Annotated in this window: 23 protein-coding genes; 10 read left to right on the top strand and 13 right to left on the bottom strand. The window is 67.7% G+C overall.

Features of this window, described 5'->3' with window-relative positions:
- Positions 1–151: 151 nt before the first annotated feature.
- The 5 genes from F3J10_RS21605 to F3J10_RS21625 form a co-directional block, all read right to left on the bottom strand.
- Positions 152–2,389 (bottom strand): autotransporter outer membrane beta-barrel domain-containing protein, encoded by a 2,238-nt coding sequence (locus F3J10_RS21605; protein WP_167242952.1) that lies wholly within the window; start codon positions 2,387–2,389, stop codon positions 152–154.
- A gap of 110 nt (positions 2,390–2,499) precedes the next feature.
- Positions 2,500–3,513 (bottom strand): alpha/beta fold hydrolase, encoded by a 1,014-nt coding sequence (locus F3J10_RS21610; RefSeq protein ID WP_167242953.1) that lies wholly within the window; start codon positions 3,511–3,513, stop codon positions 2,500–2,502.
- A complete protein-coding gene (locus F3J10_RS21615; RefSeq protein ID WP_152554445.1) occupies positions 3,510–4,895 on the bottom strand; it encodes an MFS transporter in 1,386 nt (461 codons plus the stop codon). The genes F3J10_RS21610 and F3J10_RS21615 overlap by 4 nt, the downstream gene beginning before the upstream one ends.
- Positions 4,892–6,010, bottom strand: coding sequence for an alpha/beta hydrolase (locus tag F3J10_RS21620; protein ID WP_167242954.1), 1,119 nt, complete (start codon positions 6,008–6,010; stop codon positions 4,892–4,894). Before F3J10_RS21620 ends, F3J10_RS21615 begins: the two co-directional genes overlap by 4 nt.
- A gap of 59 nt (positions 6,011–6,069) precedes the next feature.
- On the bottom strand, positions 6,070–7,191 hold the full coding sequence (locus tag F3J10_RS21625; RefSeq protein WP_025099910.1) for a porin: 1,122 nt from the start codon (positions 7,189–7,191) through the stop codon (positions 6,070–6,072).
- A 192-nt stretch (positions 7,192–7,383) separates the two neighbouring features.
- On the opposite strand from F3J10_RS21625, the gene F3J10_RS21630 reads away from it, so the two are divergent.
- Positions 7,384–8,352 carry a LysR family transcriptional regulator gene (locus tag F3J10_RS21630; protein ID WP_167242955.1) on the top strand — a complete coding sequence of 323 codons (969 nt, stop codon included), beginning with the start codon at positions 7,384–7,386 and terminating at the stop codon, positions 8,350–8,352.
- A 64-nt stretch (positions 8,353–8,416) separates the two neighbouring features.
- On the opposite strand, the gene F3J10_RS21635 is transcribed toward F3J10_RS21630, so the two are convergent.
- Positions 8,417–9,247 carry a hypothetical protein gene (locus F3J10_RS21635; RefSeq protein ID WP_167242956.1) on the bottom strand — a complete coding sequence of 277 codons (831 nt, stop codon included), beginning with the start codon at positions 9,245–9,247 and terminating at the stop codon, positions 8,417–8,419.
- Between the two features lie 282 nt (positions 9,248–9,529).
- Here F3J10_RS21635 and F3J10_RS21640 point away from each other — a divergent pair, with 282 nt between their 5' ends.
- Positions 9,530–9,913 carry a VOC family protein gene (locus F3J10_RS21640; RefSeq protein ID WP_025102284.1) on the top strand — a complete coding sequence of 128 codons (384 nt, stop codon included), beginning with the start codon at positions 9,530–9,532 and terminating at the stop codon, positions 9,911–9,913.
- 142 nt (positions 9,914–10,055) lie between these two features.
- Positions 10,056–10,778: a nitroreductase gene (locus F3J10_RS21645; protein WP_167242957.1), complete on the top strand. Its 723-nt coding sequence runs from the start codon at positions 10,056–10,058 to the stop codon at positions 10,776–10,778.
- 37 nt (positions 10,779–10,815) lie between these two features.
- Here F3J10_RS21645 and F3J10_RS21650 read toward each other — a convergent pair whose 3' ends face one another.
- The 5 genes from F3J10_RS21650 to F3J10_RS21670 form a co-directional block, all read right to left on the bottom strand.
- Positions 10,816–11,499: a DUF4336 domain-containing protein gene (locus tag F3J10_RS21650; protein WP_043279213.1), complete on the bottom strand. Its 684-nt coding sequence runs from the start codon at positions 11,497–11,499 to the stop codon at positions 10,816–10,818.
- A gap of 113 nt (positions 11,500–11,612) precedes the next feature.
- On the bottom strand, positions 11,613–12,176 hold the full coding sequence (locus F3J10_RS21655; protein ID WP_046574453.1) for a cysteine hydrolase family protein: 564 nt from the start codon (positions 12,174–12,176) through the stop codon (positions 11,613–11,615).
- Positions 12,177–12,228: 52 nt separating this feature from the next.
- On the bottom strand, positions 12,229–13,074 hold the full coding sequence (locus F3J10_RS21660) for an MBL fold metallo-hydrolase (protein ID WP_167242958.1): 846 nt from the start codon (positions 13,072–13,074) through the stop codon (positions 12,229–12,231).
- A 19-nt stretch (positions 13,075–13,093) separates the two neighbouring features.
- Positions 13,094–13,420, bottom strand: a complete 327-nt coding sequence (locus tag F3J10_RS21665) for a hypothetical protein (RefSeq protein ID WP_167242959.1) — start codon at positions 13,418–13,420, stop codon at positions 13,094–13,096.
- A 21-nt stretch (positions 13,421–13,441) separates the two neighbouring features.
- Positions 13,442–13,987, bottom strand: a complete 546-nt coding sequence (locus F3J10_RS21670) for a sugar ABC transporter (protein WP_167242960.1) — start codon at positions 13,985–13,987, stop codon at positions 13,442–13,444.
- A 166-nt stretch (positions 13,988–14,153) separates the two neighbouring features.
- On the opposite strand from F3J10_RS21670, the gene F3J10_RS21675 reads away from it, so the two are divergent.
- From F3J10_RS21675 to F3J10_RS21690, 4 genes are all read left to right on the top strand, one after another.
- Positions 14,154–15,077, top strand: a complete 924-nt coding sequence (locus tag F3J10_RS21675) for a LysR substrate-binding domain-containing protein (protein ID WP_167242961.1) — start codon at positions 14,154–14,156, stop codon at positions 15,075–15,077.
- Between the two features lie 174 nt (positions 15,078–15,251).
- On the top strand, positions 15,252–15,878 hold the full coding sequence (locus F3J10_RS21680; RefSeq protein ID WP_167233151.1) for a glutathione S-transferase: 627 nt from the start codon (positions 15,252–15,254) through the stop codon (positions 15,876–15,878).
- A gap of 4 nt (positions 15,879–15,882) precedes the next feature.
- Positions 15,883–16,524, top strand: a complete 642-nt coding sequence (locus F3J10_RS21685) for a glutathione binding-like protein (protein ID WP_167242962.1) — start codon at positions 15,883–15,885, stop codon at positions 16,522–16,524.
- 65 nt (positions 16,525–16,589) lie between these two features.
- A complete protein-coding gene (locus tag F3J10_RS21690; RefSeq protein ID WP_025102078.1) occupies positions 16,590–17,027 on the top strand; it encodes a VOC family protein in 438 nt (145 codons plus the stop codon).
- Positions 17,028–17,138: 111 nt separating this feature from the next.
- Here F3J10_RS21690 and F3J10_RS21695 read toward each other — a convergent pair whose 3' ends face one another.
- Together F3J10_RS21695 and F3J10_RS21700 are read right to left on the bottom strand one after the other, a co-directional pair.
- Positions 17,139–17,459, bottom strand: coding sequence for a DNA-binding protein (locus tag F3J10_RS21695; RefSeq protein ID WP_025102079.1), 321 nt, complete (start codon positions 17,457–17,459; stop codon positions 17,139–17,141).
- Complete coding sequence (locus tag F3J10_RS21700; RefSeq protein WP_025102080.1) at positions 17,456–18,931, bottom strand: PLP-dependent aminotransferase family protein; 1,476 nt, start codon at positions 18,929–18,931, stop codon at positions 17,456–17,458. The genes F3J10_RS21695 and F3J10_RS21700 overlap by 4 nt, the downstream gene beginning before the upstream one ends.
- Positions 18,932–19,097: 166 nt before the next feature.
- On the opposite strand from F3J10_RS21700, the gene F3J10_RS21705 reads away from it, so the two are divergent.
- The 3 genes from F3J10_RS21705 (at position 19,098) to F3J10_RS21715 (ending at position 23,405) form a co-directional block, all read left to right on the top strand.
- Positions 19,098–21,428, top strand: a complete 2,331-nt coding sequence (locus F3J10_RS21705; protein WP_167242963.1) for an FdhF/YdeP family oxidoreductase — start codon at positions 19,098–19,100, stop codon at positions 21,426–21,428.
- Between the two features lie 171 nt (positions 21,429–21,599).
- Positions 21,600–22,508: a bestrophin family ion channel gene (locus tag F3J10_RS21710; protein ID WP_167242964.1), complete on the top strand. Its 909-nt coding sequence runs from the start codon at positions 21,600–21,602 to the stop codon at positions 22,506–22,508.
- A gap of 483 nt (positions 22,509–22,991) precedes the next feature.
- Positions 22,992–23,405, top strand: coding sequence for a hypothetical protein (locus F3J10_RS21715; protein WP_096750899.1), 414 nt, complete (start codon positions 22,992–22,994; stop codon positions 23,403–23,405).
- Positions 23,406–23,481 lie beyond the last annotated feature (76 nt).

Consider the following 23,481-nt stretch of genomic DNA (forward strand, 5'->3'; position numbering starts at 1 on the left):
TGAGACTGCCGGCAGGTCCCGAGCGTCGGCCGGCAGGCCGCCCACCGAACCGGCGGCCACCGCGCGCGGCGCCGCGCCGGCGGCCGAGGCCGAGACGGCCGACATCGCCGCCTCGATGATCGACGCCGTGCGGCGTCGCACTTCCAGCGCGTCAGTCGACATAGCTGATCCCCAGCGTCACGGCCCAGGGCTGCGAATAGTCGTGGCCCTTGCCGTAGCCGAAGGCGCCCCAGGCACGCACGTGGCGCGTCAGCGAGGCACCCACGCCGAGATCGGCGCTGACCCAGGTCTTCGGCAAGGCCACGCCGAGCGCGCTGCCGCCGATCGTGTCGGACAGGCCCGAATTGAAGATGTGCATCGCCTCGACGCCCACGTAGGGGTCGAGCTTCAGGTCGCCCACCGCGAACGAGGTGCCCACGCGCGCGCCCGCGCCGCCCAGCACCAGCGACTTCGAGGCCAGCATCACCGGCGTGCCGAGCGAGGTCTGGTAGTTCACGGCGCCGTCGTGCTGATAGGTCAGCTCGACGCGCGGCTCGGCCCACCAGCGCCCGCCGAACTGCCAGCGCTTGCCGGCGTCGAGCGACAGCGAGTAGCCCGATTGCGCGTAGTCGCCCGAAGCCTGGTTGCCGGCCGTGGTGACGCCCAGCGACTGCTTGAAGCCGAGGTAGCGCACCACCGTGTCGGCGAACAGCCCCGAGGGCGTGACGAAGCCGGCGTAGGCGCCGATGTTCCAGGGACGCGCGCTGCCGTTGCCGAGCCCGTCGAAGGTTTCGTTGGCCTGCGCGTAGCCGCCGGTGGCGCCCACGTGCAGCGTGCCGGCGGTGGTGGCGACGGCCCAGTCGCGGCCGATCTGCGCGCCGTACAGCGTCAGCTCGGTCGAGGTGCCGCCGGGGCTGGTCTTGAGGCGCTGGTCGTAGGCGCGTACCCAGAGCTGGCCGCCGCCCTGCCCGCCGTCGGCGCGCAGGTCGCCGAGGTAGGAGAAGGCCGTCTCGAGCTGCTGGATCCACAGCATCGGCGCGGTCGCGGCGGCGGCCTGCGCCACCGAGGCCACGTCGCTGGTCTGGCCGGTATTGGCGAGGAAGTAGTTGCCGTTGTCGTCCTGCAGCGCGAACTTGTAGGCGCCCACGTCGATGCCGCTCGCGCCCGCCAGCGAGAAGGTGGCGCCGGTGCCGCTCGCCTGCACCAGCTCGACCCGCGCGTTCGCGGCGGCCGGCACCGTGCTCGAATCGTGCACCGACAGCGTGTAGGCGCCGGTGCCCTGCGCGACCACCAGCTTGTCGGATTGCCCCGCGCCCACGTTGGTGCTCAGCACGAACTGGCCGCTGCCCGAGAGCTGGTTGACGGTCAGCGTCTTGAAGCCGCCGCCCTTGGGCGCGGCGAGCTGCACCGAGCCGCCCTGCATGGCGAGGCTGTCGATCGTCAGCGCGGCCTTGCCGGTCAGCAGGTCGGCCGCGTTCTCCTCCACCGTGAGGGTGCCGGCCAGCGTGACGCCGCCCAGCGTCTGCGCGGCCACCGGGCCGGCCGCGGTGGTGCCGCCGACATCCACCGTCAGGTTGCCGCCCGCCGCCACCGTGCTCTGCGCGGCCGAGCCGCCGAGCAGCACGGTCTGGTTGCCGCCCGCGTTGACCTGGGTGCCGCTCGCCAGGCCCCCGCTCGACACCAGCTGGATGCCGCCGTTGACCACCGTGCCGGTGGTCGCGCCGCCGGTGAACACCACCTGCGAGCCGGCGCTGATCACCGTGCCCGTGGTCGCGCCGCCGGCCGAGACGTATTGCTTGCCGCCCGCCACCAGGCTGTTGGTGGCCGAGCCGCCCGAGTAGACGCGCATCAGGCCGCCCGAGCTGACCACCGAGGCATCGGCCAGGCCGCCGCGCGACACGCCGAAGCTGCCGCCCGACACCACCAGCGTGCCGGACGCCGAGCCGCCCGCCGACACGTACTGCGTGCCGCCCGAGGACACCACGGTGTTGATCGTCGAGCCGGCCGAGAACACCGTCTGCAGGCCGTCGTTGCCGATCACGGTGCCGCTGGCCAGGCCGCCGCGCGAGATGATCTGGCGGCCGCCCGAAAGCAGCGTGCCGTTGGCCGCGCCGCCCGAGGAGACGGTCTGGGTGCCGCCCGAGGACACCGTGGTGGACGCGGCGGTGCCGCGCACGGTCTGCTGGCCGCCGTTGTTGATGGTGGTGCCGCTCACGGTCTGGCCGGCCGAGATGGTCGAGACGCAGGCCGCGCCGCCCGGCAGGGCCTGGTTGTTGCAGGCCTGCGCGTGCACCGCCGGCGCGATCGCCGGCAGCGCCAGCGCGACCAGCGCCGCCGGCACGCGGCGCTTGACCGTCGCGCCGGGCATGGCGAGCCGGTCGGCCGGGGCATTCGGGTGAGGCATGTTCATACGGTCTCCTGATTATTGTCGATGGTTCCCGGACGCCGTCCGGCCTGCTGCTTTTCAGTCTTCCTTCCACTGCCGTCCCGCGACGGCGCCGCTCGTGCGGCGCGCGCGCCTCAGGCGGATTTGCCGAACAGCGCGGCGATCCCGGCCGGCGAGCCGAACACGGCATCGGCATCGTGGCCGGCGCCGGGGATCGTATGCGTCTCGTGGGTGCACGAGGCCGCGCCGCGCGAGGCGATGTAGCGCGCATAGGCCAGCCCGCGTTCGAGCCGGTGAGCGCCTTGCGCCATCGCCGCGCAGGAACGGTCCAGCGCCGGATGCCGAGGATCGCAATCGCGATCGCCGAGCAGCGTGATCACGTCGCGCTTCAGGTAGGCATGCTCGAAGGCACCGGGCTCGCGCGCGGCCGGCTGCTCGCTGGCATAGGCCGGCAGCGCGTCGAGGCCGTATTTCCAGTCGTTGAAGCCGGCGCAGGCGGCCGCGTCGAAGGGCGAGAAACCGCCATCCGCATCGGGGCGCCGCGTATCGAAATAGACGTAGGACGAGGGATTCGCGATCACGTAGCGCAAGGCGATGCCGCGCCGCGTGAGCGCCGCCTCGCCGCGCGCCAGCACGGCATAACGCTGCGCGACCTGGCCGCCGCCCGAGTGTCCCGCCACCACCACGGTGCGCAGCGAGGGGAACGCGTCGGCATCGGCCAGCGCGGCCAGCAGCGCGTCCAGCACGTCGAACGAGCTGACCGGCGCCGGCGCCAGCGCCTCGCCGCCGCCCATCCAGCCGGTCCAGTCCCAGCACAGCGTCTCGGCCGGCAGGCGATGCGCCTCGACGTCGGCCTGGGCCAGGAACTGCGGCACCAGCAGCACGGTGTCGTTGGAATTGCGGCCGGCGGCGGCACGCGCGCGATGGGCGAACTTGAAGTAGGCATCGGCGTTGCGCAGCCGGCCGTGCAGCAGGATCACCGCGGTGTTGACGCCGGGCTGCGACGCGTTCCACTCGCCGGTGGCGAACAGCGGAACCACGCCGGTGCCTGCCGGCGCCGTGACGGTCAGGTGTTGCGGGGCGACGACGTCGACGGGCCGTTCGTTCGGCGCGCGTTCGTCATGCGCATGTTCAGGCACGGTGCTCAAGCGGGGGTCCTCGTGGTGGCCGGCGTATCGGCGCCGAGCTCGGGATGTCCGCGGCGGGACAGCCCGACCAGCGCCAGCGACACGAAGCCGGCAAAGATCAGATAGAACGCGGGGGTCAGGCTGCTGCCCGAGAGCGAGGTCAGCCAGGTGATCGTGAACGGCGCCAGGCCGCCGAACAGCGTGACGGCGATGTTGTACGACAGCGCCACGCCCGAGGAGCGGCTGCGCACCGGGAACAGCGTGGCGAGCATGCCCGGGTGGGCGCCCGACATCGCCGCCAGGAACACCGTCGAGATGATCTGCGCGGTGAACAGGCGCGAGGCCGAAGGCTCCGACACCACGTAGGCGAACAGCGGATAGGCGCACAGCATCCACAGGATCGTGATCGGGTAGAACAGCTTGTACGGCCCGTAGCGATCGGCCAGGCGCCCCGACAACGGGAACAGGAACAGGTTCAGCACGCCCGAGAAGAACGCGCCGCGCAGCGCGACCTCCAGCGGCAGGTGCAGCTGGCGCTCGACATAGACGGCGATATAGGAATGCCAGACGTAGTTGGTGGCCGCGCCCACCGCGATCACGCCCATCGCGCAGAGCGCGGCGCGGCCGTTGTCGCGGAAGAAATCGCGCAGCGGCACCTTGGGACGCGCGCCGGCGTTCTCCTTGCGCAACTGCTGGAATTCCGGCGACTCGGCCACCTTGTGGCGGATGTAGAAGCCCAGCGGGCCGGCCAGCGCGCCGCACAGGAACGGCAGGCGCCAGCCCCAGGCCACCAGCGACTCGTGCGAGAGCTGGGTGGTGAGCAGGTAGCCGGTGCCCGAGGACAGCAGCAGCGCGAACGACTGCGCCGTCATGTTGAAGCTGCCGTAGAACATCTTGCGTCCCGGCGGCGCGTATTCCACCAGCATCGCCGAGGCGGTGGCGAACTGGCCGCCCACCGACAACCCCTGCAGCACGCGCGCGAGGATCACCAGCGCGGGCGCGGCGTAGCCGATCTGCGCGTAGCCGGGCGTGAGGCCCATCAGCAGCGTGCTGAGCGCCATCGAGATGATCAGCAGCGACATCGCGCGGCTGCGGCCGGCGCGGTCGGCGTAGATGCCGAGCAGGATCCCGCCGATCGGCCGCACGAAGAAGCCGATCGCGAAGGTGGCCAGCGTCAGCAGCAGCGAGACCAGCGCATTGCCGGCCGGGAAGAACACCTGGGCGATGATCTTCGAGAAGTAGCCGTAGATCAGGAAGTCGAACCATTCGAGGCCGTTGCCGAGCACCGAGGCGAAGATCGCGCGGCGCACCATCGACGGCGACAGGCGCGCGGCCGGCTCGTGCTGCGAGCCCTGGCCGAGCGGCTCGGCGGAGGATTGGGAAACCTGGTTCATGCGGCTCATGATCCACACCCCGGCGTGTCGTACATGGTCGCCAGCGCGCAGGCGGAGGTCAGCATGCGCGCACCGTTGTGGCCGACGCCCGGCACGACGTGCAGGCTCTGGTTCAGCCCCTGCGGATGGCGGCCCTGCAGGTAGTGGAAATAGGCTTCGGCACGTGCCACGCGCTGCGGGCCCTGGGCTTCGGCCGGGCAACTCTGGTCGAGCGCCTTCTGCTGCGGATCGTCGTCCTTGCCGCCCACCAGGTAGGTCACGCGGCGCGCGACGTAGGCGGCCTCGAGCTGGGCCGGCGTGCGATCGGCCAGATACGGCGGGCGATGCGCCATGCCGTACTTCCAGTCGTCGTAGCCGGGGCAGGCGGCCGCGTCGAAGGCGGCCGGCTTGCCGTCGGCGCCGGGGCGCTCGGCATCGAAATAGGCATAGGAGGACGGGCTCGACACCACGTAGCGCAGGGCGATGCCCTCGCGCGCCAGCGCGCCGGTCTCGCGCGCGGCCACCGCGTAGCGCTGCACCACCTGGCCGCCGCCCGAATGGCCGGCGAACACCACCGTCTTCAGGTTCGGGAAACGCTTGCGATCGGCCAGGCGCTCGACGATCGTGTCGAGCACCGTGTAGGAGCTCACCGCCGCCGGCGCGAGCGCGTCCTCGCCGGCCATCCAGCCGTTCGCGTCCCAGCGCAGCAGGTCGGCGGGCTGGTCGGTGCGGCCGGCCAGGTCGAGCGTGGCCAGGAACTGCGGCGCGATCAGCAGCGTGCCGGCAACCTCGGCGCCCTTCTCCGCGGCCGCGTCGCGCCCCTTCTCCGCGCTCTCGAAATAGCGATCGGCATTGCGCAGCTTGCCGTGGATCACGATCACCGCGCGCGTCACGTCGGGCAACGGCTGGTTCCAGTCGCGCGACAGGTAGAGCGGGAACTCGGCGGCGCCGGCCGGCGTGTCGAGGCGCAGCCGCGTGCCGGAGATCACCGACACTGGGCGCAGGTGCGCGTTGTAGACATGCGGCGCGGCGGCGCCCGAGGCCTCGGCGGCCCGGGCACCCGGCCCGCCGGCGAGCGCCAGCGCCGCGAAGGCGGCGGCGCAGGCGACTCGCAGGGCGCGAGGGGTGATCGCTTGGACTTGCATCAATACGACTCCTGGGGGCTGCCGCGCGGCGCGCGGCCCGGGCCCGACATCATGATTCATCAAAACCGGTGGAACATGCCGAGCGTGACGCCGGTCTGGTTCGGACCGAAGGCCGTGGCGTCGGTGGTGCCGACCGGCGTGTACGTGCCGTTGTTGCCGCGCGTGGCCTGCGCATAGGCCACCGTCGCGTACAGCGAGGTGCGCTTGGACAGCGCGTATTGCGTGCTCAGCACCCCCATCCAGGTATTCGAGTTGCCCGGCGTCTTGTCCTGGTCGTAGTAATAGGCGGCCGTCACCTTCAGGTTGCGCATCACCGGGTAGCGCACGCCCGCGAACCACAGCGCCTGCGCCGACGAGGCCGTCTTGGTGCTGGCCGGGTTGGTCAGGAAGTGCTCGTAGCCGGCCATCAGCTGGCCGCGGCCGATGTCCTGGCGGAACGACAGGCTCAGGTTGCGCGACTTGGTGAAGTTGCCGCTGGTATTGACCGCGCCGTTGCGGTAATCGTAGGCAACCGCGGCGCCGAAGGTGCCGCCGTCGTAGTCGAGGCCGCCGCCATAGGCCGCGCTGCTCTGGAACGAGGCCGCATCGCCGCCGAAGCTGTAGCCTGCGATCGCAGTGACGCCCGCGAAACGGCCGACGTACTTGACCATGTTGCTGTTGCGCGCGCGGAACGAGAAGTCGTTCGACGAGCCGGTGGTCGGGAACCAGGTGTACTGCGGCGAGAACGACATCGGGTCGTAGCGCAGCAGGATGTCGTACATCGGGGTGTATTGCAGGCCGAACGACAGCGAGCCGAAGGTGCGGTTCGACAGGCCGACCGCCGAGGTGCGGTTGAACAGCGTGCCGGCCGTGGCCTGGGTACCGTCGTTGGTGTTGAAGCCGGATTCGAGCACGAACCACGCGGCATTGCCGCCGCCGAGGTCTTCCGTGCCGCGCACGCCGAAGCGCGAATTGTGGATCCCGCCTGAATTCATCTGCACCAGCGAGCCGCTGCCGCCCTTGGCCGCGTGGCTCAGGTATTCGACGTTCGCGTCGATCACGCCATACAGCATGACCGAGCTGCCGCCGCCTCCACCGCCGCCCGTCGCGAGCTGCAAGGCCTCGTCGACTTCGTCCTGCTGCGCGTAAGCGGACGCGCATCCGACAAGCAGCATGGCCGCTGCGGCGTGGTGCTTCTTCATAACGGGTCTCCTGGACGTTGTTGTGCCGTCGTGGCGGCTGCCCCGGTCGCCCGGAAAGCCCCGCCGTATATGGGTTCGACGTGTCAGGCGCAATCCTAGGGAGTCCCGAACCAGATGTAAAATATCGATTTCCTTGTAGTCCCATATATGTAGAATATGGGTCGATCGTCCCGCCCCGCCGGAGCCCCCTGCATGGAATTGCGTCACCTGCGGTACTTCCTCGCCGTTGCCGAGGAAGGCCAGTTCACTCGCGCCGCCGAACGGCTCGCCATGCAGCAGCCGCCGCTGTCGCAGCAGATTCGCCTGCTCGAGGAGGAGATCGGTTTCGACCTGTTCGTACGGCAGCCGCGCGGCGTGGAACTGACGCCGGCCGGGCGCGCCTTCGCGCAGAACGCGGAGCTGGTGCTGGAAACCCTGCAGCAAGGTGTTGCACACGCGCGACGGATCGCGCGCGGCGAGCTGGGCACCATCGCGGTGGGCCTGACCAGCTCGGCCGGTTTCCACCCGATGACGACCGACGCGATTCGCGGCTTTCGCGCCGCGCACCCCGGCATCGAGATCACCCTGGCCGAGCTGAACGCCGCCGAGCTGACCGAGCGGCTCGCCAACGGGCAGCTACAGGTGGCCTTCCTGCGCAAGCCGGTGGACACCCTGCCCGGCATCGCCTTCGAGCCGTTGCTCGACGAGCCGATGGTGGCGGTGCTGCCGGTCGGGCACCGGCTGCTGGCGGCGATGGCCGAAGGCGACCCGCCGCCGACGATCTCGCTGAAGGCGCTGGAGCACGAGGAATTCATCCTGGTTCGGCGGCCCGGCGCGCCGGGGATGTATGCCGATTTCCTCGCCGCCTGCCGGCGCCAGGGTTTCGTGCCGCACGTCGCGCGCGAGGTGCCGCGCATGCTGACCGGCATCCACATGGTGGCGGCCGGGCTGGGCGTGACGCTGGTGCCGGCCTCGATGCGCCGCTACGACCATCGCAGCGCGGTGTTCTGCCCGTTGGCCAACGACGCCGGCTTTTCCGCGCCGCTGCATCTCGCGCATCCGGCCGAGATGGGCGATCCGGCGGCGGCGCGCTTCGTCGAGTTCGTGTTGCGGCAGAAGGCGATGGCCGACGATGACGCGAATCGGCGCGGCAAGGGCGGCGCCGACTCGGGCCAGGCCTGAATCCTCGCCGGCATCGGCCAGCCGCGCCGCCGCGGTTCGGCGGCGTGGCCTGCACTGGCGGGGCTCAGGAATGTTCGGCCCGGAAATGCTCGTCGTCGTTATATCGGCCCTGGAACAGCAGACGGTCCTCGCTGCCATCGGGTTTCAGGGAGTGGAGCTTGACTTCGGTGCGGATATTCTTGCCGACCGATTCGAAACGAATGTGAATCGGCTCCAGCCCGATAAACTTCGTGGTCGATTTTCCGTCCTCGTAGCTGAGCTTGTATCCCGCCGAATACTTGGTCATGTCCCCTTTCTGGAACATCACGCAAGTGGAGGTCGATCCGTGGAAAACGACAAAACCGTGAACCGGCAGCGCCTCCGCCAGGCCATCGAATACCGTTATTTTCTTGTCGGCATCGTTGTGGCCATACACGATCACCTGCACGTTCTCGTCCACCTTCAAGGGAAGTTCGACGGCATTGCTTTCGGGGATGATTTTGATACCGCCATATTCCTTGCCCGAAACCTCGGCCGAATAATTGGCATAGCGCCCGATGTTGCCGCCCTCGAAAATCACCCGCGTCAGCGACTCGGCATTGTCGACGCGCCCGCCGAACGGACGTACCACTTCCCCTCCCAGGAACAGCGTCTTGCTCGCTTCGGTCCCGTTGGCGCCGTACACGCCGATCCGGCTGTTGTAGGCGACATCCACGTCGGCGGGCACCAGCACGATGAGTTCCTTGTCGATCCGCTCGGGATTCTGGTACGTATTACCTTCCACCACGATATCGTAATGCTCGTAGCAGGCGAATGAGCCCGCGATGAATTTCACGCCCTTGCGCTGCCGGCCGTCGACGGTGTGATCCGTGATATACCCGCCGCTCGGCGGTTGAACATGGGAATCGTTGCTCATGGTTTCTCTCCGGTAATTTAATATTGGCGCCTCTGCATTCGACATCGCCAACCATCGGCAATATCAACGCGCGGCAATGGAAAGATAAGACATTAAGTTTTCGATTCAATGCGAGGCACAGATATTCAATCATATTCAACACTGTTGCGAACGGACGCAGCCCTTTCATTTAAATATTAAATATTGAAAATAATCGGGCCACCCGGCATCGGCGTTCCCTGCTGTCAGGATCTGACAGCGCGGCCGACTAGACTGGGCGCCCTTTCCTGTCAGGAGCCCGCAATGAAGTTCGCATCGATTCGTGTCGCAACCCGGAATCTCGAAGGCCTGATCGCGTTCTACCAGCAGCTTTCCGGCCTCGAGGCCACCCGCCTCGCCGATGGCTTCGCCGAGATACGCTTCGAGGGAGCCACGCTGGCGCTCTCGGCCGAGCAGTTGATCGAGCGCTTCAATGCCGGCGCTGCCGTCGCGGCGTCGAATCGGTCGGCGATCCTGGAGTTCGAGGTGGACGACGTCGACGCCGTGTTCGACCGCATGAAGGCGGCGCAGGCGGAGCTCGTGATGCCGACCACCGTGATGCCCTGGGGCAACCGCTCCCTGCTGCTGCGCGACCCCGACGGCAATCTCGTGAACGTGTTTTCACGGCCGGCACGGCAGGCCGACTGAGCGGCGACGCCCGGGAGCCCTATCGCATCGACAGCCATTTGCAAACCGATGAAGGCGATTCGATGGCCACGGCGGCGGCCGTTCGACATGCCGATCGGGATCGTCGAGAATCGATGCGACGCCAACCCTCCCGGAAACCTCCATGCCCGCCTCCGAACCGGAAGCCCTGCCGCCTCACGCCGCCGCCCCTCACGCGCTCGAAGTCGTGCGCCGACTGCTCGACGAGCGTTATAGCTGTCGCGCATTCCGGCCGGAGCCGGTTCCCCGCGCGATCATCGAGACCATCCTCGCCGCGGCGCAGCGCACCGCTTCCTGGTGCAACAGCCAGTCGTGGCAGGTCACGATCACCACCGGCGCGGGAACCGAGCGGCTCAAGCGCGTGTTGTACGAGCACGCGTCGAGCGGCGCGCCGCCGGAACCCGACTTCGTGTTCCCGCGCGAATACCGCGGCGTCTACCTGGATCGCCGGCGCGAGAGCGGCTTCCAGCTCTACGGCGCGCTGGGCATCGAGCGCGGCGACAAGCCCGCCTATCTGCGGCAGACGCTGGAGAATTTTCGATTGTTCGGCGCCCCGCATGTCGCCGTGATCACCACCGACGAGGCGCTCGGCGTCTATGGCGCGGTGGATTGCGGCTGCTACGTCAGCAACTTCATCCTGGCCGCGCAGGCCTGCGGCGTGGCCAGCATTCCCCAGGCCGCGCTGTCCTCGTATGCGAAGCGGGTCCGCCAGGAACTGGGCCTGGGCGAGGAACGGCGAATGGTGTGCGCCATCTCCTTCGGCTACGCCGACGAAACGCATCCGGCCAACTCGTATCGCACCACGCGCGCGCCGCTCGAGGACGCGGTCAACTGGGTCGGCGAATAGACAGGACGCCGCCCTGGAATAAGCGGCCCTCGCGGCCCTAGCGCGCGGAAAACGCCTCGAACGCCTGTTCGAGCGCGCGATGCGCGTCCTCGTCGACGATCGCATCGTGCGCCATGATCACGCGCGTGAACGGCAAGGCGAGGATTCGCTCCGCGCTCGCGCGCGCCGCCCGGCGATCCTTGACCACCATGCGAACCGTTCGCGGCACGGCCAGGCGCTTGCGCACGCCCGTCATCGAGGCGAAGGCCCTGGCCGCGAATCTCAGCTCGCCGCGCCACCACTGGCACAGGTCGGTCACGATCAGCGTGCGCGAGGCCTTGTGGAACCAGACCGTTTCGTTGCCGAACGGAATGCCCTCGAAGAAGACCTGATCGAAATCGGCCGCCCAGGCCGGCTCCACCTCGCGCGTCAATTCACGCAGGCCACGCAGGTCCGGACGCTTGGCGGCCAGGCCCGGCGCGCCGAACAGCATCGCTTCGGGAAACGCCTCCAGGCAGGCACCCGCGAACAGGTGATGCGCCTTGTTGGGCGCCACGATATAGCGCACCGTCCCGAGCGTGTCGAGTTGAGCCCGCACCTGCGCCGACATCGGCACCGGGGAATGCAGCCACAGCGACGAATCGCGGAGTCGCACCACCGTCATGCGCGAGGAGATGGGCAGGCCGGCCGCCACGAAGGCATGCTGGAGATGCCAGATATCGTCGGTTATCGGTTTGAGCATGATGATCGGGGAGATTCGGTACCGGCGGGCGCGCCGGGCAGTCGTGTCGATGAAGCCGCCGGATGCGGGGCGACGGGCCGTGTCGCGTCGCCTTCGACCGCATTCAAGGGTCGTCAGCCGCGCTCGCGCGCGAAATCGACGTCGCGGCTCTCGATCACGCCGCCCGCGCGGCCCGGCGCCTTCTGATTGGCCCAGTAGAGATTGGTATGCCGGATCACCGCGTCCGGAGGCGGCGCGCCCCACTGCGCGAGGTCTTCCGTGGTGTGCGCGTCGCCCACCAGCATCGCGTCGTAACCGCGGACCAGCGCGCCATGCAGGGTCGAGCGGATGCACATGTCGGTCTGCGCCCCCACCACCATCAGCCGGCCGACGCCCAGCCGCGACAGCACCGCTTCGAGCTCGGTGTCCTCGAAGGCGTCGCGATAGCCTTTCTCGACAATCGCCTCCCCGGGAGCCGGCGCCAGCTCGGGGACGATCCGCCAGGCCTCGCTGCCGGCCTCCAGATCGGCATCGGCATGACGGACCCAGACCACCGGGATACCGGCGGCGCGCGCCTGCCGGATCAAGCCGTCGACGACGACGAGCACCTCGTCGCGCCGATGCGCCTGGGCGACCACGCCGTTTTGCAGATCGATGACGACGAGCGCGAGATTGGGACGATTGGCGAGGGTGGTCATGGGCGGAGGCGGTTCGCGAGGGGAAAGCTATGGTAGCCGGTTCAGGGCCGCGTCATGCCTCGGCATCGTCGAGCAGGCGATACGTGCCGCCGGAGCGCTCGATTCGCGCGAAACCGGCTTCCCCCAGGTGCATGCCGGCGATCAGGAGTCGTTCCGAGCTGACCATGTCCAGCAGCCGCGACCGCGTATTCGCCGCCATGCACGGGTCCTGGTCGAATGCAATCGACACGTCCGGCCGTTCGATCTGGATATGAGGGAAATGAACGATATCCCCCCAGACCAGCACGCCGCCGTCATGGGATTCGAGAAGATAGCCGGTGTGCCCGTCAGTATGTCCCGGCAGGGGCATCGCGCGAATCCCGGGCAGCACGTTTGCCGAGTCGAAAGCCCGGAGCCGGTCCTGGTAGGCCGTGAAGGCTTGGCGCGCAATCAGGAAGTTGGAACGCGCCCGCTCGCTGGCAAGGCTCAGCTTGCCGTCGTCCCGCCAGAATTCGAGTTCGCGTCGATGCACCACCAGTTCCGCATTGGGAAAGCTCGCTTGCCCGGTGGTATTCACGAGGCCGCCCACATGGTCGGGATGGGCATGCGTGAGCAGGATGGTGTCGATCGAGGACGGATCGATGCCGGCCAGCAACAGATTGGACCGCAGGCGCCCGCCCCACTGCCGGATGCCGCCGGCCCCGGCATCGACCAGAATCGTGCGGCCCGCCGTGCGTATCAGGTAGCAGTTGATATGCACGGCATCGAGGTCTTGCTGTCCCGCCCGGCCCTGCATCGTGGCGGCCCGCGCCGCGTCGATATTCGAGAGCAGGCCGAGGCTCGCGGTGAGACAACCATCGCTGATCGCGGTGATCGTGAAATCGCCGGCCTGCCGGCTCGGAAGAATGGGTGTGCTCATCAGGCTTCTCCTGCCAAGGCTAGTTCCGGGCATAGATATTCGACGCGGCATAGGCGAAGCAGCGAATACGCGCGAGCAGTCCGGTATGGCGGACGATGGCGCCCTCCAGTTCGTCCAGGAACCGGTTCATGACCGCGGGCGGGCGAAACGGCTCGTGGCGATACCGGAGCTCGGCGAACACGGGATGCCCGTGCCCGAGCCGAACCGCGAGATAGACGATATGAACGTTCCGCAGTTCGGCTTCGAGCACCTTCGTGCAGAGTTCGATGCAGTCGAGGGAAAGCGCGGCGAGGCACTCGGCCGGCGGCATCGTCTCGGCCTGGATATGGAAGCTCAAATTCGGCATCGCGGGGCTCCTCGTCAGGGTCTATTCGTTCATTTCGGCAGCCAAGCCAGGAACGCGCCGGAGCTGTTCCGTGATCGGCACATAGGCGTGAACGCCCTCCGGAAGGCCGGACGCCAGCGCAGCCGCGTGCCGCGGCAATACCGCGAGCCAGCGGCGCTCGGGAACCCGATCCAGCGCCACGGCATGCATGGCCGAGGGCACGACGCCCAATCGGATCAGCGGCGTGGGACCGCTTGCGCAAAGCAGCAGGACTTCGTCGGCATCGACGGCCGGCGCCGGACCGGTATCGCCGTGCAGATTGCGATGCCAATCAGTGATGTGCTGCTGCCATCTGGCGAAATTGCCGCCGCCCTTGCGCCGATATTCCTCCCCGCCCAGCACCTCGGGACCCTCGATCGTATGGATGGCCAGGTAGACGGGACATCCCGCGCTGATCGACCTGAAGCGCTGCGAGGTATGAAAACCGCTGACCGAGATGAGCGCGGGAAGTTTTTCAAGACTGTAGAAGTCGTTCCATTCGGCTTCGCTGCCTGGATCGGCAAAGCTGCATTCGACGGTATAGATCATCGGCTCGTCCTTCGTGACGGATGCGCACCCTGGCGCCGACGTGGCGGCTTCAGTGCAGTGATGTCATGCTAAGCCGGCATCTTTGCCGTGAATAACGAGTTAAAGTCACGCTTCAGTGATATTTGCTCAATCTGCTATCGATCACATTCCGCCGGGAGAGCTTTCCATGCGACGCAGGATTCCCAGCAACTCCGCGCTGCTGGCCTTCGAGGCCGCGGCCCGCCACGGCAGCTTCGCCCGCGCGGCCGAGGAACTGGCGCGCACCGAGGGCGCCGTGAGTCGGCAGATCGGCCGATTGGAGGCATTTCTGGGCGTCGCGCTGTTCGAGCGCGTCGGCAACCGGGTGCGGCTCGCGCCCAACGGCCTGAGATATGCGGCGCAGGTTCGCGAGACGCTGGATCGGCTGGAACGCGACAGCCTGTACCTGATGGGACAGCCCGTCGAAGGCGCCAGCATCGATATCGCCGCCATCCCGACCTTCGCCACCCGCTGGCTGATCCCCCGGCTCAAGCATTTCCAGGATCGGCATCCAGGCGTCACGGTGCATATCGCCGAGCGCATGGACCCCTTCCTGCTGGCGGGCAGCGGTTTCGATGCCGCCATCCACTTCGAGCATCCCGCATGGACGGGCATGCACCTCCATGCGCTGCTGGAGGAGGTGCTGGTGCCGGTCTGTAGTCCGGCGCTGCTCGCTCGCGCCGGCGCGGACCGGTCGCTGGATGCCCTGCCGCGTCTGCACCGGCGGCAAAATCCGCACGCCTGGCAGATCTATGCGCAGGAATCCGGCATCGCGCTGGGCAATTCGGCGATCGGCGCGCGCTACGACCTGCATGCCATGCTGATCGAGGCGGCGCTTGCCGGCTTGGGGGTTGCCCTGGTGCCGCGTCTTTATGTCGAGGCCGAACTCGAGCAAGGGCGCCTGATTGCGCCGTGGCCCGACGGCAAGGCGGTCAGCAAGAACTTCTGCCTGGTGCTTCCGGAGCCGATCGAATTGAGCGCGAGGCCGGTGCGGGCGTTCGCCGAATGGATAATCGAGGCCGCACGAGAACCGGCGGATCGAACGCACTCGGGCCTGGATTTCGCAGCCTGATGCGCCAGGCGCCGCTCGTTCAGGGAGCCATCATCGGCGGCTCACCGAACCGGTTGCCACCGCCGCCAGGAAAGCCCGAGAATACGCGCACCATCCCGCGCCCAGCGGATGGCGAACCTGCACGATGCCGGCCCCGCGCCGTCGATCGGCAGCACAAAACCTGGGGACACCAACATGATCACCATCTGGGGACGTGCCAATTCCGTCAACGTCCAGAAACTGCTGTGGATTTGCGACGAGCTGGCGCTGCCCTACCAACGCATCGATGCCGGCCTGCAGTTCGGGCGCAACACCGAGGCCGACTATCTGGCGATGAACCCGACCGGCAAGATCCCGACGCTGGTCGACGGCGATCTCGTGCTGTGGGAATCGAACTCGATCCTGCGCTACCTGGCGATGCAATACGGCGCGTCCAGCCTGCTTTATCCCTCCACGCCGCGCGAGCGCGCCGGCATCGACCGCTGGCTCGACTGGTCGCTGTCGACCCTGCAGCCGGCCGAGCGGCCCGTGTTCTGGGCGATCGTCCGCACGCCTGCCAGCGAGCGCGACGAGGACAAGCTCGCCGCCGATATCGTCAAGGTGGCGACAGTATGGAAGCTGCTCGACGCGCAACTGGACGGGCGCGACTTCGTCGAGGGCGAGTCGTTCACGATCGCGGATATCGTGCTCGGCGCGTTCGCCAAGCGATGGTTCGGCTTGCCGGGTGTGCAACGGCCCCCGATGCCGAACCTCGAGCGCTGGTATGCGTCGCTCGCGACGCGCGCCGGTTTCACCCAATATATCGACCACGACCTGAGCTGAACCCATGCCCCCCGAACAGATCGCGCTGTATGCCTGGAACACGCCGAATGGCCGCAAGATCAGCGTCGCGCTGGAAGAAATGGCCGTGCCCTACGTGGTTCGCCCCGTGAATATCGCGAACCGCGAGCAATTCGCGCCCGAATTCCTCGCGATCAGCCCGAACAACAAGATTCCCGCCATCGTCGATCCGCAGGGCCCGGACGCTCGCCCCATCAGCGTGTTCGAGTCCGGCGCGATCCTGCTCTACCTGGCGGAGAAAACCGGCAAGTTCCTGCCGGCCAGCCTGCGCGACCGGGTACCGGTGATGGAATGGCTGATGTGGCAGATGGGCGGATTCGGCCCGATGCCCGGGCAGGTCCATCACTTCATCGCGCTCGCCTCGGAAGACGAGCGCCGCTACGGCCTGAAGCGCTTCTCGGACGAAACGCGCCGGCTCTACGCGGTGCTCGACGCCAGGCTGGCCGCGCACGAATACGTGGCCGGCGCGCTGTCGATCGCGGACTTCGCCATCCTCGGCTGGGCCTGGCGGCACGAGCGGCACAAGGTCGACCTGGCCGACTACCCGAACGTGCGGCGATGGTACGAGGCGCTGTTCGAGCGCCCCGCGGTGAAACGGGGCTTCGAGGTCGCGCTCGACGCAAGCTGAGCGCGGCGGGCTGCGCGAAACCTGCCGGCCGCGGCCGCGAGCCGGATCGACAGCAAGGAGGCGTCATGACAGTCAAGCGCATGGACAACGTCGGCATCGTGGTGGAAGACCTGGATGCCGCGATCGGCTTCTTCACCGAGCTCGGCCTCGACCTCGAAGGGCGCGCCCCGATCGAGGGCGATTGGGCGGACGGCGTCACCGGCTTGCCCGGCATGCGCGTCGAGATCGCCATGATGCGCACGCCGGATGGCCATGGCCGGCTCGAACTGTCCCGCTTCCTCGCGCCGCCCGTCGCGGCGGACCATCGCGCAGCGCCGGTCAACGCGCTCGGTTACCTGCGCGTGATGTTCACCGTGGAAGATATCGACGATACGCTGGCCCGCCTCGGCAAGCTCGGCGCGCAACTGGTGGGCGAGGTGGTTCGCTACCAGGACGTGTATCGGCTCTGCTATATCCGGGGCCCCGAAGGCATACTCGTCGGCCTCGCCGAAGAGCTCGGCTAGCAGCGCGGGCGGGCGAGCCCATCGAAGCAGGGCGAGCCGCACCAGCACAATGCGACGCGACGCGGCGCGGGGCGACCGCAAGGGCCGCCCCGCCGCCGCCAACGTCCGCGCCTAGCCCTGCCCGCCGAACAGCGCCTCGCTCAAGCCGATTCCTTCCTCGGTCAGCACCGCATGACCGATCCCCTCCTCGTTGAGCTCGGTTTTCGTGATCCCCGCCGCGTCGAGCTCGGTGAGCGTGCGCCGCAGCGTGCTCATCGGCACCTGCGAGCGCTTGCTGAGCTTGGCCAGCGACCAGGCGCGCCCGGGCGTCTCGCTCAGCGCGTCGCGCAGGCAGCCCAGCACCGCGACGATCACGGGATCGAGCCCGTCCTCGCCCTCGCCTTCCGGCGGCTCGCCGCCGCGCGCCTCGTCATGTCCCGCATCGATCGTCATCGTGTCTCCTCCTGATCCTGTCCGCGTCGTTTGCCTGCCCTGGTTTCGCCGCCCGCCGGCATCGCCGCCGCCACCAGCCGGCCCAGCGTGCGCACCGCTTCCTCGATCTGCGCCGACCAGGGATAACTGTAGTTGAGCCGGATGCAGTGACGATAGTTGCCGGTGGTCGAGAACATATGCCCCGGCCCGATGGTGATGCGCTCGGCCAGCGCGAGTTGGTATAGCGCGATCGCGTCGCAGCCCGGCGGCAGTTCCACCCACAGCACGTAACCGCCCGCCGGCTGCGAGATGCGCGTGCCGTCGGGGAAGAAGCGCCGCACCATCGCGCCCATCAGGTTGGCCTGCTGCGCGAAGGTCTTGCGGATCCGGCGCAGGTGATGGTCGTAGCCGTCGTGGCGCAGGTACTCGGCGATCCCCAACTGGTCGAGCGCGGGCGTGGCCAGCGTATTCAGGAACTTGAGCTTCTCGACCTGGTCGCGGTAGCGCCCGGGCATCGCCCAGCCGATCCGGTAGGCCGGCGACAGGCTCTTCGAGAACGACGCGCAGTGCAGCACCAGCCCATGCCGGTCGAAGGACTTCAGCGCGCTGGGCCGGGCCTCGCCGTAATACAGCTCGTGATAGACGTCGTTCTCGATGGCCGGCACGTCGTGGCGCGCCAGCAGCTCGACCAGCGCCGCCTTGCGCTCGTCGCTCATGAGAAAGCCGAGCGGGTTCTGGAAGTTCGGCATCACCATGCAGGCGGCGATCTTCTCGCGCTCGAGGATGCGCGCCAGCGCATCGAGATCGATGCCGTCCACGGGATGCGTGGCCACCTCGATGGCGCGCATGCCCAGCCGCTCGATCGCGTGCAGCATCGCGTAGAAGGTGGGCGACTCCACCGCGATGGTGTCGCCGGGCCGCGCCACGGCCTGCAGGCACAGGTTGATCGCCTCGGTCGCGCCGATCGTCACCACGATCTCGTTCGGATCGACGGCGATCCCGCGCTCGCCGTAGCGCCGCGCGATCTGCCGGATCAGCTCCGGGTTGCCGGGCGGCAGGTCGTCCATCACGCCCCAGCGCGTGCGGCGCCGCGCGATGCCGTGCATGTGGCGCGCGATCCGCTGCGAGGGAAACAGCGCCGGGTCCGGATACGGCGAGCCGAGCGGCACCGCGTCGTCGCGCGCGATCGAGCGCAGCGTGGAGAGCACCAGCCGGCTCACGTCGACCGTCGAGGACACCGCGATCGGCGTGCTGGCATGCAGCGCCGGCTGGTCGGCGGCCTGCTCGCGGGCCCGCACGAAGTAGCCCGACTGCGGCCGGCTCTCGATCGCGCCGCGGCTCTCCAGCACCAGGTAGGCCCGCACCACGGTGGTGATGCTCAGGTCGTGCTGGCGGCTCGCCTGCCGCACCGAGGGAATCCGCTCGCCCGGCAGGTAGACGCCGCGCCGGATCATCTCGTCGATCTCGTCGGCCAGCTTCTCGTAACGCTTCATCCCGCCCCTTTTGTGAGCAAACGCAAGCACAGTGCTCGCCATCTGTTATCCAGAAAACGAAACTGTACTCTTTTTGCGATGGATCAGGTGTGTACCCACGTTATGTTGCACTGCGTCTAATCTGCTTCCATCGCCGCTGGAAGCGGCTTCCGACAGCCGAGCAGCCATGAAGAAGAAAGCCCCCGTCCCGCGCATCGAGCCCTACCACCATGCGGCCGCCGGTTGGGGCGCGGTCAAGCAGGTGGCGATCAACCTGATCAAGGAACGCGTGGCGGGCGGCAACTACCGCACCCTGTTCCGCCAGAACCAGCCCGACGGCTTCGACTGCCCCGGCTGCGCCTGGCCGGATCGCCAGCACGCCTCGACCTTCGAATTCTGCGAGAACGGCGTGAAGGCGGTGGCCGCCGAGGCCACCTCGAAGCGCGTGGGCCCCGATTTCTTCGCCGAGCACACCGTCACGGCCCTGCTCGAGCAATCCGACTACGAACTCGAGCAGCACGGCCGCCTGACCGACCCGATGGTCTACGACGCGGCCAGCGACCGCTACGTGCCGATCGCCTGGGACGCGGCCTTCGCCCTGATCGCGCGCCACCTGAAGGCGCTCGACGATCCGAACCGCGCCGCCTTCTACACCTCGGGCCGCGCCAGCAACGAAGCCGCCTTCCTCTACCAGTTGCTGGTGCGCCGCTTCGGCACCAACAACTTCCCCGACTGCTCGAACATGTGCCACGAGGCCACCAGCCGCGGGCTGCCGGCCACCGTCGGGGTCGGCAAGGGCACCGTCACGCTGGAGGATTTCGAGCACGCCGACCTGCTGATGATCTTCGGCCAGAACCCGGCCACCAACCACCCGCGCATGCTCGGCGAGCTGCGCGAGGCGGCCAAGCGCGGCGCCACAATCGTCTCGATCAACCCGCTCAAGGAACGCGGCCTGGAACGCTTCTCCGATCCGCAAAGCCCGATCGAGATGCTCACCATGGGCAGCACGAAGATTTCCTCGCGCTTCGTGCAGCCGGTGATCGGCGGCGATTTCGCCCTGCTCAAGGGCCTCGCCAAGCGCGTGTTGGAGTTCGACGACGCGGCCGTGCTGGCCGGCCGGCCGCGCGTGCTCGACACCGCCTTCATCGACGAGCACACCGCCGGCTTCGAGGCCTTCGCCGACGACCTGCGCGCCGAGAGCTGGGCCGCGCTGACCGCCGAGAGCGGCGTGTCCTACGAGCAGATCGATTCGCTGGCCGAACTGTATGCCAGGAGCGAGCGCGTGATCTCGACCTGGGGCATGGGCATCACCCAGCACAAGCATTCGGTGCAGACCATCCACATGCTGTCGAACCTGATGCTGATGCGCGGCAATATCGGCCGCGAAGGCGCGGGCCTCTGCCCCGTGCGCGGCCACTCGAACGTGCAGGGCAACCGCACGGTCGGCATCGAGGAAAAGCCGACCATGGCCTTCCTCGACCGGCTCGGCCAGGTCTACGATTTCGAGCCGCCGCGCCATCACGGCTACGACGTGGTGGAAACCATCGAGGCGATGCTGGAAGACAAGCTGAACGTGTTCATCGGCCTGGGCGGCAACTTCGCGATGGCCACGCCCGACACGCCGCGCACCTGGGACGGCCTGCGACGCTGCGCGCTGACGGTGCACATCACCACCAAGCTGAACCGCAGCCACCTGGTCCACGGCCGCGACGCGCTGATCCTGCCGACCCTCGGCCGCACCGAGATCGACCTGCAGAACGGCGTCTCGCAAGGCGTGACGGTGGAGGACTCGATGAGCATGGTGCATGTCTCCTACGGCATGAACAAGCCGGCCTCGCCGAACCTGCTGTCGGAAACGGCGATCGTCGCGCGCATGGCGATGGCCCTGTTCGGCCCGCACGACAGCGTCGACTGGCAAGCCTACATCGACGACTACGCACGCGTGCGCGACGCGATCGAGGCGGTGCTGCCGGGCTTCGAGAACTACAACGAGCGCATCGCGCAGCCGCGCGGCTTCCACCTGCGCGTGGCCTCGCGCGAGCGCGACTGGATCACGCCGAATGGAAAGGCGAACTTCGTGGCGCATCCGATGCCGACCGACACGCCGATCCAGCGCGCCCGCGCCCTGCACGGCGAGAAGCTGCTGACGCTGATGACCACGCGCTCGCACGACCAGTACAACACCACCATCTACGCGCTCGACGACCGCTATCGCGGCGTGTTCGGCCAGCGCCGCGTGGTGTTCGCCAACAAGGACGACCTGGCGATGCTGGGCTTCGAGGCCGGAGACTGGATCGATCTCGAAACGGTCTGGCACGACGGCATCGAACGGCGCGCCGACGGTTTCCTGCTGGTCGAATACGACATCCCGCGCGGTTGCCTGGGTGCCTACTACCCGGAAACCAATCCGCTGGTGCCGCTCGACAGCACGGCCGACATCGCGAACACGCCCACCTCGAAGTCGATCCCGGTGCTGATGCATCGCTCGGTGACGGCCGCCGCGCGCGCGGCGGCCTGAGGCACGGGCGCAGGCGGCTCGCGCCGGCCTGACGGCCGAGGCGACGCCGCCCGCGCTTCGTCGGTTCCGAACCCGGGAACCCCACGAACCCTTCCCCGCCGCGATTCGTCGGCGTGACGTCCCGTTTCTGGTAGTGTTGCCTGCCTCACCCGTCGCACCGGAGTTGCCGTCATGATCATTCGCCCGCGCGAACACTGGTTCCGGATGCTGTTCGTCTGGAACGGCTCGGTGCTGCAATCGATCCTGCCGCAGCTCGCGGTGATGACCGTGATCAGCCTGCTGGCCCTGCTCACCGACGGCCGCATCCTCGGCACCAAGGTGCCGCTCAATCCCACCCCGTTCACGCTCGCCGGCCTGGCGCTGGCGATCTTCGCCGCGTTCCGCAACAACGTCAGCTACGACCGCTACTGGGAAGCGCGCAAGCTGTGGGGCGGCGTGCTGACCTCGACGCGCGCGCTGGTCTCGCAGGCGCTCTCCTACGGCGGCACCGACGACGGCGCCGCCTTCACGCGCACCACCATCGCCTTCGTCTACGCGATGAAGCACCAGTTGCGCCAGACCGATCCGGCCGAGGATCTCGCGCGCTATCTCGACGCGGACTGCCTCGCGCGCATCGAGGCGGCCCATTTCAAGCCGGTGGCGATCCTGCACGCGCTGCGCCGGCAGCTTGCCGAGCGCCAGCGCGCCGGCAAGCTCGGCGACACGCATCTGTGGATGCTCGACGCGCAGCTCGACGAGCTGGGCGCGAAGCTGGCCGGCTGCGAGCGCATCGCCTCGACGCCGATCCCCTTCCCCTATCACGTGCTGCTGCACCGGACCATCTATTCGTACTGCGTGATGCTGCCGTTCGGGCTGGTCGATTCGATCGGCTTCGCCACGCCCTTCGTGTCGGTGTTCGTCTCGTACACGCTGATCGCGCTCGACACCATCGCCGGGCATATCGCCGAGCCCTTCGGCACCGGCCCGCATCATCTCGCGCTCGATACGCTGACGCGCCAGATCGAGCGCTCGCTGCTCGACATCGCCGGCGAGCCGCTGCCCGACGAGATTCCCGCCGACTCGCGCTACCACGCATCCTAGGCACCGGCCCGCGGATGCGGGCCTGCCGGCCACGACACTCTGCAGTGCGAATGAATCACGATGCCGCCGACCGGCGCGCGCCGCGCATGCCCGCGCCTTTTCCCACTTCATTTTGATATCAAGCTTTCAATTCGAAACAAACCTTCCTAATCGCAATTCGCGTCAATCCGGTTACAGCCAAAATAAATTTCAACCTGTCACTTTCTTCGAAAAAAGTGGATAGGTAGATATATTAAAGATCCCGCTAAATCCCTGAAAACATCAAACTTTTTTAAGCAAAAACCCGAATCAAAAACAATTTGCATCGGTGTTTGTTAACCGCTATTGTCTAGCTGCACCACGACACACCCTCGTTTTTCAGTAATCAAACTAACGCTATTCCGGGGCGGCAACGGCGATTCGATCTGCTTCGCGACACGCGTGGAGAAATGGATACCGAGGGCCATAGACCAGCTGAGTCGAATATATAGAGGGTTGAAGACCATGAGCACGACCGATACGCCGAACTACGCGAACGTGACTTTCTCCATCACCAACGCGCAGCCTTCCCAGACCATCATCATCGACATGGACACCTCGGACCACGACGTGGCGTGGAGCACCGGCGCCGACTTCAGCGGCTCGCCGGGCATCAGCATCGACATGACCTCGGGCGAGGAGCTGCCGCTCACGGGCTTTCGCATCACCGCCTCGGAAATCCGCGTCGAGACCTCCGGCGCGGGCTCGGGCGGCCAGATCGGCTTCAACCTCAAGCTGTTCGCCGCCTATCTGCAGGGCACCAAGGACCTCACGCTCAAGTCCTCGTCCGATTCGGGCATCGTGGTGAAGGTCTCGATCAACGAACAGGTCTCCCAGGTCGTCAACTCTACCTATTCGGATTTCCGGATCAACGGCTGAGCCGGCCCGCGCGGCGCGATACCGGTTCCGGCCTGCCGGAACCGGTCGGGGATATTCGGGGGCGGCCATTCGTTTT

It is taken from the genome of Burkholderia sp. Cy-637 (assembly GCF_011753175.1).
Classification (GTDB): Bacteria; Pseudomonadota; Gammaproteobacteria; order Burkholderiales; family Burkholderiaceae; genus Burkholderia; species Burkholderia gladioli.